The organism is Providencia sp. NPDC089933 (assembly GCF_049545585.1).
In the GTDB taxonomy this organism is placed as follows: Bacteria; Pseudomonadota; Gammaproteobacteria; order Enterobacterales; family Enterobacteriaceae; genus Providencia; species Providencia huashanensis.
Window position 1 is genome coordinate 68,103 of the sequence record NZ_JBMWDT010000014.1, and the last position, 19,625, is coordinate 87,727.

At 42.1% G+C, this 19,625-nt stretch carries 16 protein-coding genes; 6 read left to right on the top strand and 10 right to left on the bottom strand.

Annotation, left to right across the window (positions count from 1 at the left end):
• Nucleotides 1-292: 292 nt before the first annotated feature.
• From rraA to priA, 7 genes are all read right to left on the bottom strand, one after another.
• Complete coding sequence (gene rraA / locus ACPEH5_RS18140) at nt 293-817, bottom strand: ribonuclease E activity regulator RraA (RefSeq protein WP_281111259.1); 525 nt, start codon at nt 815-817, stop codon at nt 293-295.
• A 120-nt stretch (nt 818-937) separates the two neighbouring features.
• Nucleotides 938-1,858: a 1,4-dihydroxy-2-naphthoate polyprenyltransferase gene (locus tag ACPEH5_RS18145; protein ID WP_042846674.1), complete on the bottom strand. Its 921-nt coding sequence runs from the start codon at nt 1,856-1,858 to the stop codon at nt 938-940.
• A 324-nt stretch (nt 1,859-2,182) separates the two neighbouring features.
• Nucleotides 2,183-3,517 carry an HslU--HslV peptidase ATPase subunit gene (gene hslU, locus ACPEH5_RS18150; protein WP_042846673.1) on the bottom strand — a complete coding sequence of 445 codons (1,335 nt, stop codon included), beginning with the start codon at nt 3,515-3,517 and terminating at the stop codon, nt 2,183-2,185.
• Between the two features lie 11 nt (nt 3,518-3,528).
• Nucleotides 3,529-4,059 carry an ATP-dependent protease subunit HslV gene (gene hslV, locus ACPEH5_RS18155; RefSeq protein ID WP_004265304.1) on the bottom strand — a complete coding sequence of 177 codons (531 nt, stop codon included), beginning with the start codon at nt 4,057-4,059 and terminating at the stop codon, nt 3,529-3,531.
• Nucleotides 4,060-4,227: 168 nt separating this feature from the next.
• Complete coding sequence (gene ftsN, locus ACPEH5_RS18160) at nt 4,228-5,037, bottom strand: cell division protein FtsN (protein ID WP_166685514.1); 810 nt, start codon at nt 5,035-5,037, stop codon at nt 4,228-4,230.
• 329 nt (nt 5,038-5,366) lie between these two features.
• Entirely contained in the window at nt 5,367-6,395 is a 1,029-nt protein-coding gene (gene cytR, locus ACPEH5_RS18165; protein WP_042846671.1) for a DNA-binding transcriptional regulator CytR, read from the bottom strand.
• Nucleotides 6,396-6,665: 270 nt separating this feature from the next.
• Nucleotides 6,666-8,864, bottom strand: a complete 2,199-nt coding sequence (gene priA, locus ACPEH5_RS18170) for a primosomal protein N' (protein ID WP_042846670.1) — start codon at nt 8,862-8,864, stop codon at nt 6,666-6,668.
• A gap of 219 nt (nt 8,865-9,083) precedes the next feature.
• On the opposite strand from priA, the gene rpmE reads away from it, so the two are divergent.
• Nucleotides 9,084-9,299, top strand: a complete 216-nt coding sequence (gene rpmE / locus ACPEH5_RS18175) for a 50S ribosomal protein L31 (RefSeq protein WP_004265313.1) — start codon at nt 9,084-9,086, stop codon at nt 9,297-9,299.
• A 67-nt stretch (nt 9,300-9,366) separates the two neighbouring features.
• Here the strand turns inward: rpmE and ACPEH5_RS18180 are convergent, their stop codons facing one another.
• The 3 genes from ACPEH5_RS18180 to metJ all read right to left on the bottom strand — a co-directional run bounded on the left by ACPEH5_RS18180 (nt 9,367) and on the right by metJ (nt 11,687).
• Nucleotides 9,367-10,104 (bottom strand): outer membrane protein, encoded by a 738-nt coding sequence (locus tag ACPEH5_RS18180; RefSeq protein ID WP_048605758.1) that lies wholly within the window; start codon nt 10,102-10,104, stop codon nt 9,367-9,369.
• 237 nt (nt 10,105-10,341) lie between these two features.
• Complete coding sequence (locus tag ACPEH5_RS18185) at nt 10,342-11,085, bottom strand: hypothetical protein (protein ID WP_281111260.1); 744 nt, start codon at nt 11,083-11,085, stop codon at nt 10,342-10,344.
• A gap of 284 nt (nt 11,086-11,369) precedes the next feature.
• Nucleotides 11,370-11,687 carry a met regulon transcriptional regulator MetJ gene (gene metJ, locus ACPEH5_RS18190; RefSeq protein ID WP_004265315.1) on the bottom strand — a complete coding sequence of 106 codons (318 nt, stop codon included), beginning with the start codon at nt 11,685-11,687 and terminating at the stop codon, nt 11,370-11,372.
• Nucleotides 11,688-12,002: 315 nt separating this feature from the next.
• On the opposite strand from metJ, the gene metB reads away from it, so the two are divergent.
• The 5 genes from metB to ACPEH5_RS18215 all read left to right on the top strand — a co-directional run bounded on the left by metB (nt 12,003) and on the right by ACPEH5_RS18215 (nt 19,612).
• Nucleotides 12,003-13,163, top strand: a complete 1,161-nt coding sequence (gene metB / locus ACPEH5_RS18195; RefSeq protein WP_042846667.1) for a cystathionine gamma-synthase — start codon at nt 12,003-12,005, stop codon at nt 13,161-13,163.
• Nucleotides 13,164-13,175: 12 nt separating this feature from the next.
• Entirely contained in the window at nt 13,176-15,617 is a 2,442-nt protein-coding gene (locus tag ACPEH5_RS18200) for a bifunctional aspartate kinase/homoserine dehydrogenase II (RefSeq protein ID WP_281111261.1), read from the top strand.
• A 290-nt stretch (nt 15,618-15,907) separates the two neighbouring features.
• Nucleotides 15,908-16,051, top strand: a complete 144-nt coding sequence (locus ACPEH5_RS18205; protein ID WP_155405705.1) for a hypothetical protein — start codon at nt 15,908-15,910, stop codon at nt 16,049-16,051.
• Nucleotides 16,020-18,659: a phosphoenolpyruvate carboxylase gene (ppc, locus tag ACPEH5_RS18210; RefSeq protein ID WP_210814561.1), complete on the top strand. Its 2,640-nt coding sequence runs from the start codon at nt 16,020-16,022 to the stop codon at nt 18,657-18,659. Before ACPEH5_RS18205 ends, ppc begins: the two co-directional genes overlap by 32 nt.
• A gap of 233 nt (nt 18,660-18,892) precedes the next feature.
• The gene (locus ACPEH5_RS18215) at nt 18,893-19,612 is read left to right on the top strand and encodes a hypothetical protein (RefSeq protein ID WP_166687300.1); all 720 of its coding nucleotides are present in this window, start codon (nt 18,893-18,895) and stop codon (nt 19,610-19,612) included.
• Nucleotides 19,613-19,625: the final 13 nt, after the last annotated feature.

Sequence of the window (19,625 nt, forward strand, 5' to 3'; positions counted from 1 at the left end):
TTCTTCGCCCTAGTCACATACTTATGTATGCTCCTAGGGTCTTATCGACTTTGCCGCCTGCCTACAACACGAATTATTTAGAGAAACTTTTGTCATACCTTGCGTTGTAGGGTGTTGGCTTCGTCTCTTCGCCCTAGTCACATACTTATGTATGCTCTTAGAGTCTTATCGACTTTGCCGCCTGCCTACAACACAAATTATTTAGAGAAACGTTCGTCATACCTTGCGTTGTAGAGTATAAAAATAAGGGCTGCAATAATTTGCAGCCCTTATTTTTAGAATTTTTAACGGATTATGCGTCGATATTGTCATCTTCGATAAAACCGTCGTTCTCAGACGAGGTTAATGGCTCTTCAGAAAGAATAATGCCGGTATTATCCGCATACAGATAATCACCAGAGAAGAAGGTGACGCCACCAAAATTGACGCGGACATCACTTTCACCAATGCTCTCATCAGGGCAACCTGCTGGCATAGCGGCAATAGCTTGGATGCCAAGGTCAAGTTCCATTAGTGCATCGACTTGGCGAACCGCGCCATAAATCACGATGCCTTCCCAATGGTTGTCAACAGCAAGCCTTGCTACATTGGCGTCAATAAGCGCTTTACGGACAGAGCCACCGCCATCAACTAGCAGAATACGGCCGGTACCGTCTTCTTCCAGCAAATCATACAGTAGGCCGTTATCTTCAAAGCACTTAACTGTAATGATTTGACCGCCAAATGAAGTACGCCCACCAAAGTTGGAGAAAAGAGGTTCTACCACATTAACGCTTTCTTGGTATATATCGCAGAGTTCGGAAGTATCATAATTCATAGGATTTAGGTCTTTTTTTGCTGCAAGAGGTAACCAGTATATCCCTTTTGAACAGTACTTGGCAAAGTTACCCGCCTAAAAATAGGCGGGAAAAGTCAAAAAATAGGCAAATAATGATGATTACTTGCTCATCACCACGCCAATAGAGAATAACACGTTGGTGATCAGTGCCGCTTTTACCATATTTTCAAGTAAAGGGCGCATACCTTCTGGTGTGGGGTCGCTAAGAACACGGCGTAAATGATTCATCAATACTGGCACCGCAAGTAAGAATAGCCAGCCACTCCAACCTTGTAAGTAAATCAGGTTGAAAAACACTAAACATAAAATGGCAACGATAATAATAATTGCGTGGTAAATGCGTGCACCCTGCGGCCCTAAACGCACAGCTAATGTATTTTTACCTGCTTTGATATCATTTTCGATATCACGCATATTATTAATGTTTAATACGGCAACTGATAGCAACCCGCAAGCTGTGGCGGGTAACAGGGTGATGATATTGAAACTATTTGCCTGTAAGTAGTAAGTCCCAATCACGCTTAGCCAGCCAAAGAAGATGAGTACCGATATATCCCCCAGCCCTAAATAGCCATAGGGTTTTTTACCAACAGTGTAGGTAATGGCCGCAACAATGGCAATTAACCCTAGGGCTACGAAACCGATAGCATCTTCGGGTTTTTCACACGCGACAATAATTAACAGTAACCCAGAAATACAGGCCGCCGTAATATTGATTTTTAACGCTTTTTTCATGTCAGCTTGCGTGATAACGCCTTTTTGCATACCACGTAGTGGGCCAATACGCTCTTCGGTATCGGAACCTTTTACAGCATCACCATAATCATTGGCAAGGTTAGATAAAATCTGTAATAGTCCAGCGGTAATAAGGGCTAAAAGCGCCACAGGCCATTTAAAGTTGCCTGTTAAATAGGTTAGAGCGGAGCCTGTGACAATCGCAATCACCCCGAGAGGGAGGGTTTTGGGGCGTAGGCTTTCAATCCAAGCTTGTTTACGGCTTATTGTATTTGGTGAGTTCATTTAATTACTTCACAGGTTCATACTTGTCATATTTCAAATTGTAGTGATCTTGGCTGTACTTTATTGCTCTAGTCACATACTCGTATAGGTTACTTGCTATATTCCAGCTACTTTAGTCACATCGGGCTGATGTTATTTTGGTTTTCTACAATCTGAATTATTTAAAGTCGTGTTCTTAAAAATTTAACTAGCCTATCGCAATGATAAATATTGTTGAATTTCAAAGCAGTAGGATTAATATTTCATAGAAAAAAGTGCAGCGATAAAAGCTGCACTTTAGTCGATGTATATTAAGGATACATGAAAACCTGATAATTAATAAGATTATAAAATAAATCTACTCAGGTCTTCGTCAGCAACCAGTTCGTCTAAGTGTTGTTTGACGTACTCAGCATCGATTTGGATAGTTTGGCCATTACGGTCGCTTGCATCGAAAGAAATATCTTCCATTAAACGTTCAAGTACCGTGTGCAGACGACGAGCACCAATGTTTTCAGTTGACTCATTCACTTGCCATGCTGATTCTGCAATTTTACGGATACCGTCTGCTGTAAATTCAATATTGACGCCTTCAGTTGCCATTAGCGCTTTATATTGCTCAGTTAAGGAGGCATTTGGTTCTGTCAAAATGCGGACAAAATCTTCAGTGGTCAGTGCTTGCAGTTCAACGCGAATAGGTAGACGACCTTGCAGTTCAGGGATTAGATCTGATGGGCTAGATACTTGGAATGCACCTGATGCAATAAAGAGAATGTGGTCGGTTTTTACCATACCGTGCTTAGTCGAAATGGTACAGCCTTCGATTAATGGTAATAAGTCACGCTGAACCCCTTCACGGGATACGTCTGGACCTGAGCTTTGACCGCCACGTTTACAGATTTTGTCGAATTCATCGATAAACACGATACCGTTTTGCTCTACGGCTTCAATAGCTTGTTCTTTTAGCTCTTCTGGGTTAACTAATTTAGCGGCTTCTTCTTCCACTAATAGTTTAAACGCCTCTTTGATTTTCATCTTACGAGGCTTTTGTTTTTGACCCGCTAAATTTTGGAACATGGATTGTAACTGGTTAGTCATTTCTTCCATGCCCGGAGGTGCCATGATCTCAACCCCCATTGGGGTGGCCGCAACTTCAATCTCAATTTCTTTATCGTCTAACTGGCCTTCACGTAATTTTTTACGGAATGTTTGACGCGCAGGTGATTGTTCATCAGTGGGTTCAGATTGACCCCAATTGTTTTTTGCCGGTGGGATCAACACATCTAAAATACGCTCTTCGGCCATTTCTTCTGCACGATAGCGGTTTTTTTCGATAGATTGTAAACGCACCATTTTGACGGCAGAATCAGTCAAATCACGAATAATAGAGTCAACTTCTTTACCCACATAACCGACTTCTGTAAATTTTGTCGCTTCAACTTTGATAAACGGTGCATTCGCTAATTTTGCTAAGCGGCGAGCAATTTCAGTTTTACCTACCCCTGTTGGGCCAATCATCAGAATATTTTTTGGGGTAACTTCATGGCGTAACACTTCATTTAACTGCATACGGCGCCAGCGGTTACGCAGAGCAATTGCTACAGAGCGTTTGGCTTTGTTTTGGCCAATAATATGATTGTCGAGTTCGCTGACAATTTCGCGTGGAGTCATTTCGGACATGCTAGCAATCCTTATGATTTTGAAGAAATTTCTTCAAAGTTGACATTGTGGTTGGTGTAAATACAGATGTCGCCAGCAATGGCGAGTGCTTTTTCGGCAATTTCTTTTGCGCTCAAGTCTGTATTTTCTAACAGTGCACGTGCTGCTGATTGCGCGTATGGACCACCGGAACCTATGGCAATTAAGTCATTTTCAGGTTGTACCACGTCACCATTACCCGTAATGATAAGCGAGGTGTGTTCATCTGCGACAGCGAGCAACGCTTCTAGCTTGCGTAGCATACGGTCTGTACGCCAATCTTTTGCAAGCTCAACGGCCGCTTTAGTTAAATGGCCTTGGTGCAGTTCGAGTTTACGCTCAAACAGTTCAAAAAGTGTGAATGCATCTGCGGTGCCACCGGCAAATCCGGCAATGACTTTGTCATTGTATAAGCGGCGAACTTTGCGGACATTGCCTTTCATGACGGTATTACCCATCGTCGCCTGTCCATCACCACCAATTACGACCTGGCCATTACGGCGAACACTTACGATTGTTGTCATGAGTTAGCCCCTGGTTTTATTACAAAAAGAATGCAGCTGGTTTTAATTTCCAAAAGATAAAATTCAAGTGGTAGCTGTTTAATTAGCTAGCACTTGAATTGTGTTGAAGATAAAAACAACCGCTCATGAGTACATTAAAACAGTACATGGGGTGGGAGGTTAGGATTTTCAACCCCCTGAAGCACGAAGAATGCAACCTGATACACCGACACCTGCTGCTCGGTCACGCATTTTCTCTGCGGTTGACTTGGAATAAGGGCCTAATACGATACGGTGCCAGCCACCGCCACTAGAGATACGGCTTTCAATACCTGAAAAGGCGAGTGTTGCTTGTACCGACTCTGCTTGTTCTGCTGTACGGAATGACCCGCATTGAACTAACATATTTTGCAGATTATTCGCTGGTTTTTTATCCGGTACATTTTGTGTCGATGAGGCCGGTGCCGCTGGTCGAGATTCTACTTTCGGTTCGTTATTCACAACAGGCTTACGTTGAACTGGCTCTATAGGTTGAGCCGGTTCATTGATAATGACCTGAGACCGCGGCACTGGTTTACCGTTAGCAGGGATTTCTTGTAAGTTAGTTACCGGTTGGCGCCGGTCAGAATCGATTTGCTCTAATAATTGACGTTGTTCAGGTGTTAAATCTGATGGACGCAGAATATTAGTACCGGTATTAGGCTGCTGAGAGCTTGGTATATCAACACCGCGGCGCTCGAGTTCTTTAATATAGCGCCAGCGCTCTTCAGGTTTGGGCGGAAGTGTGCTGCCCGTAGGTGCAGTTGGTACGACAGATTGTGGTGGTAGGGTATCCTTTTTATTTTGGGTGATATAAAACAGGCCACCAACGAATAGCACGACAATCACCACAGCAACGACCAAAGTAGTCATTGGCAGTCCCTGTGCTTTTTTCGATTTACCTTTGCCTTTTTTACGAGCGGATGAGCGCCCTCGAGCTACATAATCTTTTTGTGCCACGCTATTAATTCACTAATTATTAATTGTTGTCGTCATTTGGCTTAACATGTTACTTAACCTGAGTGGCTTTGACTAGGGGCTGTTCATCTTTGCTGATGATTTTTACAGCGCGTTTTGGTGTTAAAACCAGCTACATGGTTAGGTTTAGTACAACCATGCTCGGTAAGCTACATAATTCAGAAAAATAGACCTTCGGGTTCGATTAAATGTAATTTTTCTCTGTGTTAAGCACTTCTTGCCTAGGTGACTGTGACTAGACGGTGAATCGCTCGCCTTGAGCAAAATACATTTAATACGAATAAAAATGTACCATTAAAGTTCAATAACCCCTAGCTTTTAGGCGCTTTTGTACTCTCTCTAATGATTAAATCAGAATCTAGGAGACGAGACCCAGGGGTGACATTGTTACCGTGGATCTGTTCTAGTAACAGTTGCATAGCATGATGGCCGATTTCAGTACGCGGTTGGTCGATAGTCGTTAATGCGGGTAAAGTGTATTTTGCTTGTTCTAAGTTATCGAAACCAACGAAAGAAAGGTCATCTGGGAGTTGTAACCCCATTTTCTTCGCTTGCCACATAGCCCCTATGGCCATGATATCACTGTGACAAAAAACGGCAGTTGGGGGTTCAGGAAGTGAAAGTAACGTTTTCATGGCTTCTGCGCCACCTTCGTGCGTAAAATCGCCGCGAATAATATAGTTTTCGCGTAACTTTTCGCCAGTACGCAACATCGCCTTTTTATAACCTTCTAACCGATACTCACTCAACGGCATATGAGAGGGACCTGCGATACAAGCAATCAGCCGGTGGCCTTGCTTTTGTAGGTAATGGGTCGCGTTAAATGCTGCCGTAAGGTTATCAATATGAACGGTAGGGAGCTTTAATTCAGGGGCAAACTCATTCGCCATAACAATTGGCGGTAGGTTTTTTTGTTCTTCAGTGGAGACATCAAAGGGGATATTAGAGCCGAGTAATACCATACCATCGATTTGTTTGGTAATAATCAGGTTAATAAAGGCATTTTCTTGTTTTTGTTGATGTTTGCAATCACCAATTAGCACAAAATAGCCTTCTTGTGCTGCAATTTCTTCGATACCACAAACCACGTCGCTAAAGAAAGGGTCACGGATATTCGGAACGAGTACAAGAATAGTTTTTGATTCATTGCGCTTATAACTTCTAGCAAGGTTGTGGGGGTAATAGCCAACATCCATCACGGCTTGCTCGACCTTTTGCCTTGTCTGCAAAGAAACCTTTTCTGGGTTCATCAAGGTTCTAGAGACTGTCGCTGTCGAAACGCCCGCAGCACTGGCAACGTCTTTCATTGTTGCCGTATTATTGTGTTTTTTACTTTCCACAACGCCTTCCTTAGATTGATTTAATCGTTTGCTTTTTTTGAATGGCGAAAGCACGTCATTATTTATGATTAGAAGTTATTCTAATTGGTTTCACAATAATATCTGTTACCTAGTTTGCATAAAAAGTGTGACTTACGTCATTTTTTAGAGCTGCTTCGCAAATTTAAAAAAAATTTGAGAGGAAATTCCTAAAAATCGGCTGTTGAAACACAGAGATATCTAGAGATACTTTGTTCATGAGTATTCAAATTATTAATTTAAGGAATGAGGTTAGCAATCAGTCGGGTCGACGTCCACATTCCATTTTACTTTACGGCTTTCTGGCTGCTGAAGGATTTCAGGCAGTAGTTTTGCCATAAATTGCTGCAAATATAACCGTGAAGGGTGTTGGAGCAATAATTGCCAGCGGAATCGTCCACCTCGTTTGGCTTGAATCGACGGCGATGGCCCTAAAATCCACAGTTTAGCGTCACTTTGCGGGTGCTCTGCGATATATTGCCGTACATTTTGCAAAAAAAGGCGTGAATCTTGGTTATTGTGGTCTTCGGAGCGGATCAAAATATGGTTAGTGTAAGGTGGTAACATGGCGATACGGCGCTCTTCCATTGCCTCTTTTGTGAAAGCGTCATAGCCGTTTTCAAGTAAATTGAGTAGCAGAGGGTGCTCTGGGTGGTGAGTCTGTAAAAAAACGTCCCCTTGCTTACCAGCTCGACCCGCACGGCCTGAAACTTGTACATATAATTGGGCAAAACGCTCAGCCGCACGAAAGTCACTCGAAAATAGTGCGCCGTCAACGTCTAATAGCGCGACTAAGGTAACATCTGGAAAATGGTGGCCCTTAGCTAACATTTGCGTGCCGATAAGGACCCTTGCCCCACCTTCGTGAACTTGGTTTAAATGTTGCTCAAGTTCGCCTTTACGACTAGTAGTATCACGGTCAATACGGGTCACTGGCGTGTCAGGGAAAAGCTCCGATATCCCCTCTTCAAGTTGCTCTGTTCCCATACCTACGGGCACCAAGTGGGTTGACCCACATTGTGGGCATTGGCGAGGGATCGGGCGTTGGCTGTCGCAGTGATGACAACGTAATTGGTGAAAATTCTGATGTAAGGTGTAGTAATGATCACAGCGTTGGCACTCGGCAATCCAGCCACATTCATGGCAAATCAGTGCCGGGGAATAGCCCCGACGATTTAAAAATAAAATCACCTGATTATTTTTCGCTAAATGTTCTTTAATATGTTGGATTAGCAAGTGTGATAGGCCATATTTTAAGGGTTGGCCTTTTAAGTCAATTAGATGTTGTACTGCAGGGTGAGCATTCCCAGCCCGAATAGTGAGGTTTAATTGACGATACTTATTTTGTTGAACATTAAAAAGGGTTTCCAGTGACGGTGTTGCGGTCCCCATCACAATCGGAATATTATTTTTTTTGGCGCGAAAGACCGCGAGGTCTCGAGCATGGTAACGCCAGCCATCCTGTTGCTTATAAGAGCTATCATGCTCTTCATCGATAATGATGATGCCTAAGTGGGCAAATGGGGTAAATAGGGCAGAACGAGTGCCAATAATAATTGCATTTTGCCCTTGTTTAGCTCGTAGCCAAACGGCTAAACGTTCACTGTCATTTAACCCCGAATGTAGAACATCTACAGGGGCATTGAAACGCTCACGAAAACGGCTAATGGTTTGTGGGGTTAAGCCAATTTCGGGAACGAGAACTAAAGCCTGTTTACCTTGGGAAAGCACATTTTCTAATACGCTTAAATAGACCTCTGTTTTACCGGAACCTGTGATCCCAGCAAGCAGCCATGGTGAGAACTCGTCATCTTGTGCACGGATCGCTCCGACCGCGGTGGCCTGTTCGCTGTTAAGGCGTAGCCTTTCGCCACATATTGTAAAGTTAGGTTGCCATTTTTCCGCAGTAGGCTGAACAGGGTGTAGTTCTATATAGCTTTTCTTTTTTAAGGCTTGTAAGGCACTTTCGCTGATTTCAAGTTCATTGACCTGATGGCGATACACAGACCGGCGACGTAAAAGGGCGAGTGCTTGCTGCTGCTTAGGTGAACGTTTTAACTCATTAAGGTCAACCGCAAGGCCTAACTCAGTAACTTGCCATTGCCAAATAGGGGTGAATTCTGCGGCTTTACCTTGGCGCAGTAATGTCGGTAGAGCGTGGAAAAGAACCTCACCAATTGGGTAATGGTAATATTGGGCAGACCATAATAATAATTGCCAAACATCGTCAGGAAATAGAGTTTGCTGGTCAAGAACCAGTTCGATAGCTTTGAGCTTGTCTTCAGCAAATTCACTTTTATCGCTATGTTTAACCACAACCCCCAGTGCTTGGCGCTTGCCAAACGGCACCATGACACGGCTCCCAATGACGGGAAGCGCCATGTTATCAGGGAGGCGATAATCAAATGTGCGATTTAAAGGAACAGGTAATGCCACCTGAACGACGATCATAGCTGGATTTCCGTCTGTTTTTTATGCGATGATAATAATAAGAGCGGACTAGAGTAACACAAAATTTACTCGGTTTTCATTGCGTGATAAACAGAATTTCTGTATGATCCGCCGCCTTTGGTAGTTATTTTTGCCAATAATATTAAATTCAATCAACACGACGTGTGGTGTCCGGCGTTAGGGCTGGAATGGCGACACGGCCTTAATAGAGGTTCTCCCATGAAAAAAGGTATTCATCCTAAATACGAAGAAGTTACTGCAACTTGTTCTTGCGGTAATGTTATGAAAATTAATTCAACTGCTGGTCACTCGCTGAACCTGGACGTTTGTGGTAATTGCCACCCGTTCTATACTGGTAAACAGCGTGATGTTGCGACTGGTGGTCGTGTTGATCGCTTTAACCAACGTTTCAGCATCCCAGGTTCTAAAAAATAATCGAACTTGTGAAATGCAAAAAAAAGGGAAAATATATTTTCCCTTTTTTTATGGGTAGAATAAACCGTTAGAAGCGGTAAACCACACCAAGCATAATGTCATTGCTTCTGACTTTCACTTTTGATTTATCTTTGGCACCGTCAGTGTAAGAGCTCACCTCAGATTTACCTGCATCTAAGAAGCGGTAGCTTAAATCTAATGATAGATTGTCATTGATTGCATACTGTGAACCCAATCCTAAACTCCAAGCAAAATTACTATTAGTTTTTGATTTAGACGATGAACTATATTCGCTACCACCGGAATTCGTTTCAGAGTAGGAATACTGTGCTTTATGCTTAATGCTCGCTAACCCTAAGCCCACAGATACATAAGGTGTGAAATTAGTTTCATTTTTGAAGTCATAGTAGGCATTGACCATGAAAGTATTTAGCGTGATATCATTTTTTGCATCATCACTATCTGAATAGAAAGAACCATTGCCATTGTCCCAAGAGCTACTCGCTAGATTATATTTGGAAGATGCTTTCCCTCTAAGGGTTATATCGAGCTCAGTACGAAGAGGTAAAGAGGTCATATCATATAAGTCATAACCAACAGCAAGGCCGCCACCGAACACGCCTTTGGTTTTGCTTCCACCACTGGCACGATCATACTCACCAAGGTCATCAATACTTTCCCACTTTTGGTCGGAAAGTTTTAAGATTGATGTTCCCATTTTACCAGAAACATAAAAACCACTATTCGATGCCATCGCTACGCTAGAAACGACGCTTAAAAGAGATACTGCAATTATCTTTTTCATTAAAAATACCGTTTAGTTAGTTTATTGGAAATAAGGTTTTATTATAAGTCAAATTAAGCGTTTGATTTAAGATAAGTCAAAATTGGGTGAAAAACGATATGATTATCGTTATTCTTTGTTAATAGTTGATAATTAACGGTTTCATGGTGGGTTTATGGTGGTTATTAGTATTTTATTTTGTTTAAACGCGGCCAATATTTAAGAACGCACTCTTTATGGGGTGCGTTTTAAGCGTATTTAGCGTTTTTTACACGGGGCTGGAGCATATTGTGTCTCTGCGGGGAAAGGGTTTGCTTCGCAGTCGGCTAATTCTTCCCGAACTTCAAAAATCGCAAAACCAATTACGCCAATATTCCGTTCGTCACCTTGAACATTTTGATTTACATAAGAATCTTCTGGTGCTGAGAAGCGAAAAGCGGCGACTTGGTCCTGATTCTTGCGAAAGCCTTCAATGGTGACCTCATGTTTGGGACGGATCAAATATCCATTATTTTGGTATGAACCTGCACGGCCATTTAGTACGTCAATACCATCAACGGTTGTGACCACTTCGTAGGTTCTATTTCTATCGGTATTGGCGATAGTCAATTGATAACGCTGTCCCTCTTGGGCGGGCAAAATATATTGTCCTTGGTTATTACGGTAAATTGGCATTTTACGGTCATTTCCATCAGTGATTTTGATCTCTATGGGGGACAACGGAATATAATTGATGGTTTGAACATGGCTTGGGACACGTTCACCACGGTAAAGGATAATGGCGGTGTCAAAAGGTGTGTTGGTTAAACGTGAGGCTTTGACCTTTTGTACAGCAGAATTAACATCTTCCCCCCATTTTGTCCCTAATTTTTTCGCTGATAAATCGCTATTAGCAGTTTCTTTATATTCTTTGGTATAACTAGTTGAGTGGTTTGTGCATCCTGCGGTGATGAGTAGTGCTCCACCGAGTAAGCCGATTAAGACCTGATTATATTTATTCATTACACTATCCTTAATAATTCTAATTATTGGGTGTGGTTATAGATTGGTGTGATGAAGTGTAGAGAAGTTGGGGAAATAAGCCTGCGGGCAATTCTGAAAGTGAACTAATTCAGAGAAATCTTGGTGTTAGGTGTGAGACCAAAGAAAAATTTTAGCGTGGCTTGGGATGAGCGATTAAGTGTAATCACCTTTAGATAAGATAAGAAGAGCGCTACGCCACTGGCAGGGAATACCTGTTTGCGACGTAGTGAAAAACGTATTGCATTACTGAGGCAAAAATTGAGTTAGTACTCCCACGTTTCTGGGTCGATACCTAATTCACGCATGATTTCTTTTGCCGCTTCAGGGATTTCGTCATTACGTTCTTTGCGTAAATCTTCGTCATTCGGCAGCGGTTGCCCCGTGAATGCGTGCAAAAATGCTTCGCACAGTAATTCACTATTTGTAGCGTGACGTAAGTTATTAATCTGGCGGCGTGTACGCTCATCAGTTAAAATTTTTAGTACCTTCAACGGGATAGATACTGTAATTTTTTTTACTTGCTCACTCTTTTTGCCATGTTCAGCATACGGACTGACATATTCACCATTCCATTCAGCCATGAGTTACCTTGGATATTTTCAGTAATAATTAAAAATAATATGCATATTCTTTTTAAGAGAAACTTATTCTAAGCTTCAAATAGGGCGTGTCTGCATATAAGTAAGAAGAAACTTGTCCTAGTTTACCACAATTTTTCCTGTGAAATTAACTAGCTAAGTCTATTTGTGCTATTGATTATCAATGAGCACATAATTATTAAGGCTGATTATTCCATTACTTGATATAAACGTAAAGAGGTTTAGACGTCTAGATATGTTGACGTCTAAACATCTCATGGGTATGATTTGAGCAATCACAAATCAGGAGAAGCGTTTATGGCCTACAAACCGTCAACTATCGCAATTCATAATGGATTAAATGAAGATCAACAATTTGGTTGCGTTGTGCCTCCCATTTATTTGTCCAGTACCTATAATTTTACTGACTTTAATCAGCCGCGAGTTCATGATTATTCACGTCGAGGAAACCCAGGGCGGGATATAGTACAAAAAACATTAGCACAGCTCGAAGGGGGAAGTGGGGCTGTAATGACGAATAGCGGTATGTCTGCGCTTCATCTGTTATGTACGGTATTTTTACAACCGGGTGATTTACTTGTAGCTCCCCACGATTGTTATGGGGGAAGTTACCGGTTATTTAATAGCCAAAGCCAGCGTGGGGCTTATCAAGTACAGTTTGTCGACCAAAGTGACGAAAGTGCATTGCAAAAGGCATTAGATAAAAAGCCTAAATTGGTGTTAATCGAAACACCGAGCAACCCACTATTAAGAATTTTTGATATACAGCATATTGCTCATTTGGCTCATGAAGCAGGGGCATTAGTCGTTGTTGACAATACATTTCTAAGCCCGATTTTACAGCAACCGCTTTCATTAGGGGCGGATTTCGTTGTCCACTCATGCACTAAATATCTTAATGGCCACTCAGATATTGTGGCTGGAGTTGTTATTGCCAAAGATGAAAAATGGGCAATAGAATTAGCGTGGTGGGCAAATAATATTGGTGTTACTGGAGGGGCTTTTGATAGCTATTTATTATTGCGAGGGATTCGAACCTTATCCCCACGTATCTTACAACAGCAGAGAAATACACAAGAAATCGTAAAGTATCTTAAATCACAGACTTTAGTGAAAAAATTGTATTATCCTGAATTGGAAGATCACCCAGGGCATCAAATTGCACTTAAGCAGCAAAAAGGTTTTGGGGCAATGTTAAGTTTTGAATTTGCTGGTGATGAATTACAACTACGTCGTTTTCTGAGCGCCTTGTCTTTATTTACATTGGCAGAATCATTAGGTGGTGTAGAAACCCTGATTTCTCATACGGCAACAATGACCCACGCGGGGATGTCCGCTGAAGCTCGAGCACAAGCCGGTATTACGGATAGCTTGCTGAGAATTTCGGTCGGGATTGAAGACCCTCAGGATTTAATTACAGATTTAGAGCAAGCATTTCAGGTTGCGGCACAACGTTAGCGGAGTTTTTTGATGAGTGTACTAACAGCGGTTGAGGTGGCACCTTGCCACCGCCAGTTACATAAGTTTGGAGGTAGTAGTTTAGCGGACGCAAAGTGTTATCAACGAGTCGCGGCTATTATGGCTAACTATAGCCAACCCGGTGATTTAATGGTGGTTTCCGCTGCGGGTAGTACAACCAATCAACTAATCAATTGGTTGAAATTAAGTCAGATTGACCGTATTTCGGCTCATCAAGCTCAGCAAATATTACGCCGCTATCAACTGGATTTAATTGAATCTCTTTTGCCAGAACCAAAAGCAAAAGAATTAAGCCAATTATTCATTCAGGATTTAGAACGACTCAGTGTTTTACTGGATAAGCCGAATAGTGATGTCACTTACGCAGAAGTCGTCGGTCATGGTGAAATTTGGTCTGCGCGCCTTATGTCTGAAGTGTTATCTCAAGCTGATATGGCAAGTTCTTGGTTAGACGCGCGTTTATTTTTACGTGCTGAACGCGCTGCACAGCCTCAGGTAGATGAAATACAATCACGGTATTTATTACAACAACAATTAACTCAATTACCTAATCGACGTATTGTTGTTACTGGCTTTATCTCCCGTAACCAGCAAGGCGAAACCGTATTACTCGGGCGCAATGGTAGCGACTATTCAGCCACACAGGTTGGTGCGCTCGCCGATGTTGATAAAGTCACCATTTGGAGTGATGTTGCAGGGGTGTACAGTGCAGACCCTCGTAAGGTTAAAGATGCGTGTTTATTGCCTTTATTACGTCTTGATGAAGCTAGCGAATTGGCGCGTTTAGCGGCGCCAGTTTTACATACTCGTACCTTGCAGCCCGTTTCTGTCAGTAACATTGATTTGCAATTAAGGTGTAGTTACCAACCAGAGCAAGGCTCAACCAAGATAGAGCGTGTATTAGCATCAGGAGCTGGGGCTAAAATTGTCACAAGTCACGATGATGTTTGCTTAATTGAACTACGTATTGCTGCAGGGCGGGATTTCAAACAAATCTGTAAGGATGTGGACTTACTATTAAAACGGGTCCAATTACGTCCATTAGCTCTTGGTATTCACCATGACCGTGCATTGCTTCAATTATGCTATACCTCAGAACTTGTTGAAAGTGCGTTGAATGTCTTAGAGGAAGCCGGGTTACCGGGGTCATTATCACTGCGTGAAGGTTTTTCTTTGGTTGCTTTAGTGGGGGCGGGTGTTGGCAAAAAACCCCTGCATAGCCACCGTTTTTATGAGGAGTTGAAGGGGCAGCCTGTTGAATTTATTTGGCATTCTGAAGATGCGATTAGCTTGGTTGCCGTATTGCGTACAAACCAAACTGAACATTTAATCCAAGGTATGCACCAAAGCTTGTTCCGTGCGGAAAAACGTATAGGGTTAGTACTCTTTGGTAAAGGGAATATTGGCGCGCGTTGGTTGGAACTTTTTGCAGCGGAGCAACCTAATATTTCTGCTCGTAGTGACTTTGACTTCGTGTTGGCTGGTGTGGTGGATAGCCGCCGTAGTTTATTAAATTATCAGGGGATCGACCCTAGTCGCGCTTTGGCATTTTTTGATGACGAGGCGGTGGAACATGAAGATGACAACTTGTTTTTATGGATGCGTTCTCACCCTTATGATGATTTAGTTGTCTTAGATGTTACCGCCAGTGAAACTTTGGCTGATAGCTATGTTGATTTTGCCAGCTATGGTTTTCATGTTATTAGTGCTAACAAAATTGCAGGGGCCGCACAAACAGCTCAGTATCGCCAAATTCGAGATGCATTTTCAAAAACAGGTCGTCACTGGCTTTATAATGCGACAGTTGGAGCTGGGTTGCCGATTAACTATACGGTGCGAGATTTAAAAGAAAGTGGTGATGTCATCCTGACGATTAGCGGTATTTTTTCAGGGACATTATCATGGCTATTTTTGCAATTCGATGGCTCGGTTCCGTTCAGTGAGTTAGTTGAGCAAGCGTGGCAACAAGGTTTAACAGAACCTGATCCACGTATTGACCTTTCTGGGCAAGATGTGATGCGCAAGTTAATTATTTTAGCCCGTGAAGCTGGTTACGATATAGAACCTAATGACGTACGTGTTGAGTCATTAGTCCCTAAACAAGCTCAAACCGGCTCATTAGATGAGTTTTTTGAAAATAGTGCTGTGATCAATGAACAGATGCAACAGCGCTTAGAAGCGGCACAGGAAATGGGGTTAGTACTTCGTTATGTTGCGCGGTTTGATGCAGTAAAAGGTAAAGCTAAAGTGGGTGTTGAGGCAGTACAACCGAATCACCCATTGGCTTCATTATTACCGGGTGACAATGTATTTGCGATAGAAAGTCGCTGGTATCGAGATAACCCATTAGTAATAAGAGGTCCTGGGGCAGGGCGAGATGTGACTGCTGGGGCTATTCAATCTGATTTAAACCGCCTTTCTCAATTGTTGTAATCATTGTTTAAGTGTATTGGTGCTTTAAATGTAAATTTGGCACCAATACATCATGAAAATTTTTAATCTACAGCCTTCTTTTCTGTCTTTTTATTCTGATGATTTAATTCTTAAGCATTATTCATGTCTTAAAAGTGCTGAATCGACGATATATTGCGCTGAAACAATACTTAAATAAGAAAAATTAATAAAAATGAATCTGTAATTAAATTTCAGAAAAATCCCCCAAAGTCATTTTTTTCTGATATGAATATACATTGAAGGGTAAATTTAGCGGTCTGCATCACAAAATGATAATTCTAACGCAGCCGACTGAAATTTTGTTACAGGAAACAGGTAGCAGTCTGTTAACCGTGAGTCATGCGGGATGCATTCTGCCAGAAGCACAAGGTCAGGAGTCTCATGAATCAGCAATATTCCGCAATGCGCAGTAATGTCAGTATGCTAGGTAAGTTACTCGGCGATACCATCAAGGAAGCTTTAGGCGAAGACATACTCGATAAAGTAGAGTCCATTCGTAAGCTTTCTAAATCTTCCCGTGCAGGTAATGAAGTTCAGCGCCAAAAACTGCTGATGACATTACAAAACCTCTCTAATGATGAGTTGCTACCCGTCGCAAGGGCATTTAACCAATTCTTAAACCTAACAAACGTCGCTGAGCAATACCACAGTATTTCACCTCATGGTGAAGCGGCAAGTAACCCCGTCGCATTGAAAAATCTGTTTGGCCGCTTAAAAGAAAAAAGCTTTACTGATACAGACATTCAAAAAGCAGTTGAACAGCTTTCTATCGAATTAGTTTTAACCGCTCACCCCACTGAGATCGCACGTCGGACGTTGATCCACAAACTGGTTGAAGTAAACACCTGTTTATCTCAGCTTGATCATGATGATATTGCGGACTATGAGCGCAATAATATTATGCGGCGCCTACGCCAATTAGTCGCTCAATCATGGCATACCGATGAAATTCGTAAAATTCGTCCAACGCCAATTGATGAAGCGAAGTGGGGTTTCGCAGTGGTCGAAAATTCACTGTGGGAAGGGGTTCCTGCATTTTTACGTGAATTTAACGAACAACTCGAAGACTCGATTGGCACTGTTTTACCTGTCGAAGCCAATCCAATCCGTTTCACGTCATGGATGGGCGGTGACCGTGACGGTAACCCAAATGTGACGGCGGATGTTACTCGTCAAGTTTTACTGCTAAGTCGCTGGAAAGCAGCAGATTTATTCCTAAAAGACATTCAGGTTTTAGTTTCTGAACTGTCCATGACGGAGGCAACCCCAGAGTTACGTGCATTAGCTGGAGGCGATGATGTGGATGAACCGTATCGCCAAATTGCTAAAAATTTGCGTAGCCAATTATTCTCAACATTAGAATATTTAGAGCGCCGTGTAAAAGGTGAGCAAGCCTTGCCTCCCGCCGATTTATTGACAGATAATGCCCAGTTATGGGACCCGTTATATGCCTGTTATCAATCGTTAATTGCCTGCAATATGAAAATTATTGCCAATGGGCAACTGCTGGATACCTTACGTCGTATTCGTAGTTTTGGCTTACAGTTGGTACGTATTGATGTCCGCCAAGAAAGTACTCGCCATACAGAGGCTATTGCAGAACTCACACAATATTTAGGGCTGGGGGATTACTCACAGTGGTCGGAAGAGGAAAAACAGCAATTTTTACTGTCCGAGCTGCAATCACGCCGCCCATTAATTCCACAAGATTGGCAGCCTAGCCCAGAAACACAAGAGGTATTTGAAACCTGCCGTGTTATTGCGAATGCGAAGAATGATTCGATTGCGGCTTATGTAATTTCAATGGCTAAAGTACCTTCAGATGTCTTAGCGGTTAAATTATTGCTTAATGAAACTGGCGCTTCAGTTCGTTTACCTGTCGCACCATTATTTGAGACCTTAGAAGACTTAAATAATGCTGAAAGCGTAATGCAAAAACTGCTCAGTATTGAATGGTACCGCGAGCTGATCGATGACCGCCAAATGGTGATGATTGGGTATTCAGATTCAGCTAAAGATGCAGGGGTAATGGCAGCATCGTGGGCACAATACAGGGCACAAGATGCGTTAATTAAACTGTGTGAAAAAGAAGGTGTGACACTGACCCTGTTCCACGGACGTGGTGGCACTATCGGTCGTGGGGGGGCTCCGGCTCATTCTGCATTGCTGTCTCAGCCTCCGGGGAGTTTAAAAGGTGGCTTGCGTGTTACAGAACAAGGGGAAATGATCCGCTTTAAATTCGGGTTACCACAAGTCACTATCAGTAGTTTAGCAATGTATACAAGCGCAATCCTAGAAGCTAATCTCTTACCGCCACCAGAACCGAAAAACGAGTGGAAATCGGTGATGGATTCATTATCGGATGTTTCTTGTGCAATGTACCGTGACTATGTACGTGAACAGCCTGATTTTGTTCCGTACTTTCGTGCTGCTACGCCTGAATTAGAACTAGGCAAGTTGCCACTAGGGTCAAGGCCAGCGAAACGTCGACCTACTGGTGGTGTTGAAACATTACGTGCTATTCCTTGGATTTTTGCATGGACACAAAACCGCTTGATGCTTCCTGCTTGGTTGGGTGCGGGCGCAGCACTGAAACATGTCATTGAACAAGAAGGCAAACAAAACATTCTTGATGAAATGTGGCAGCAATGGCCATTCTTTAATACACGTATAGCCATGTTAGAGATGGTTTATGCGAAAGCAGACCTATGGCTGGCGGAGTACTATGATCATCGTTTAGTGGAAGAACGTTTATGGCCGTTGGGGCAAAAACTACGTGATCAGCTGTCGGAGGATATAAAAAGTGTGTTGGCGGTTTCGAAAGATGAGGCGCTAATGGCCGACTTACCTTGGATTGCCGAGTCTATCGCACTGCGTAATGTCTACACAGACCCATTGAACGTGTTACAGGCTGAACTGTTACACCGTTCTCGTCAGCAAGAACACCCAGACCCTCGAGTGGAACAAGCTCTGATGGTTACGATTGCCGGTGTTGCTGCGGGAATGCGTAATACAGGTTAGTAAAATAAGACGTCACTGAAACCTGCCAGTATAAGTATGCTGGCAGGTTTGATAAAAAAATTAAAACGTGCCTCTCTAATAAGCAGTTAGCTATTTTAACCCTAATATCAAGTCTATTTTTTTATTTTTAACAGTTAATAATTGTTAGCTTCTACCATTTTTACGTATTCATAATCCGCTCATTCTAAATTAATTTAGATGAGAAATTTATTCCTTAAAAATGGAGTGTTGAAATGGAAAATATAAGAGACATGAAGCTTTCGGATTTTGAATATAACTATTCAAACGTAATTAATAATAAATATGATGGAATATACGCGGGTTTTAATAACTCATACGAAACTGCATTGGATTATTTTAAACGGATGAGAGACGCCTTATCATTAGGTTATAATTATATTTTTTCAGAGACAGATAAGGTTGCATTATCTATTTCAGATAATACTCATGCTATTGAACTTGAAACGCGCTCTACTTTAGAAGGGTTAATTACATATACAAATGAATTATATTCTACCAATCATCAGGTTTATGGTGACTCAAATATTACGGTGCTAATGAAGCAAGTCACTGATGAAATTGAGTTAATGGAATCTAGAGCAGCTTATTTTCAAGCCAAGCTCGACGCGATGAATCAAGAGAAAAATAGCTTTTTAATACAGAGCAACTCACTTGATTATAGTGGTTGCGAATTTCATCTCGTGATTGATGATATGGTAGTTTGTCTAGAAAAAGAAATAAGTAAGTTACTCGAGTCAGTGGCGTTACATAAGGCGTTTGCTCATCATCTTGATGATGTAAATAAATGTATGTTGGAGTTTGTGTCAGTCAGTGAATTATGGATGAACGATTATGCGCAATATACTATTTATACTCAGGATAATGCGGATGTATCTAAGTTAGCGGAATTAATTAGAGAGCAAAAAGTATATCTCAGCTATTTCGCGAGTTAAAGGATAAGTAAAG

What these genes read in the sequence shown, in the direction of transcription:
- ACPEH5_RS18145 (WP_042846674.1), bottom strand. Translation starts at nt 1,858, where the DNA reads ATGAACTCACCAAATACAATAAGCCGTAAACAAGCTTGGATTGAAAGC.
- ACPEH5_RS18205 (WP_155405705.1), top strand. Translation starts at nt 15,908, where the DNA reads ATGATAATTCTAACGCAGCCGACTGAAATTTTGTTACAGGAAACAGGT.
- ACPEH5_RS18180 (WP_048605758.1), bottom strand. Translation starts at nt 10,104, where the DNA reads ATGAAAAAGATAATTGCAGTATCTCTTTTAAGCGTCGTTTCTAGCGTA.
- rraA (WP_281111259.1), bottom strand. Translation starts at nt 817, where the DNA reads ATGAATTATGATACTTCCGAACTCTGCGATATATACCAAGAAAGCGTT.
- ACPEH5_RS18200 (WP_281111261.1), top strand. Translation starts at nt 13,176, where the DNA reads ATGAGTGTACTAACAGCGGTTGAGGTGGCACCTTGCCACCGCCAGTTA.
- ACPEH5_RS18215 (WP_166687300.1), top strand. Translation starts at nt 18,893, where the DNA reads ATGGAAAATATAAGAGACATGAAGCTTTCGGATTTTGAATATAACTAT.
- priA (WP_042846670.1), bottom strand. Translation starts at nt 8,864, where the DNA reads ATGATCGTCGTTCAGGTGGCATTACCTGTTCCTTTAAATCGCACATTT.
- ACPEH5_RS18185 (WP_281111260.1), bottom strand. Translation starts at nt 11,085, where the DNA reads ATGAATAAATATAATCAGGTCTTAATCGGCTTACTCGGTGGAGCACTA.
- rpmE (WP_004265313.1), top strand. Translation starts at nt 9,084, where the DNA reads ATGAAAAAAGGTATTCATCCTAAATACGAAGAAGTTACTGCAACTTGT.
- metJ (WP_004265315.1), bottom strand. Translation starts at nt 11,687, where the DNA reads ATGGCTGAATGGAATGGTGAATATGTCAGTCCGTATGCTGAACATGGC.
- hslU (WP_042846673.1), bottom strand. Translation starts at nt 3,517, where the DNA reads ATGTCCGAAATGACTCCACGCGAAATTGTCAGCGAACTCGACAATCAT.
- hslV (WP_004265304.1), bottom strand. Translation starts at nt 4,059, where the DNA reads ATGACAACAATCGTAAGTGTTCGCCGTAATGGCCAGGTCGTAATTGGT.
- ppc (WP_210814561.1), top strand. Translation starts at nt 16,020, where the DNA reads ATGAATCAGCAATATTCCGCAATGCGCAGTAATGTCAGTATGCTAGGT.
- metB (WP_042846667.1), top strand. Translation starts at nt 12,003, where the DNA reads ATGGCCTACAAACCGTCAACTATCGCAATTCATAATGGATTAAATGAA.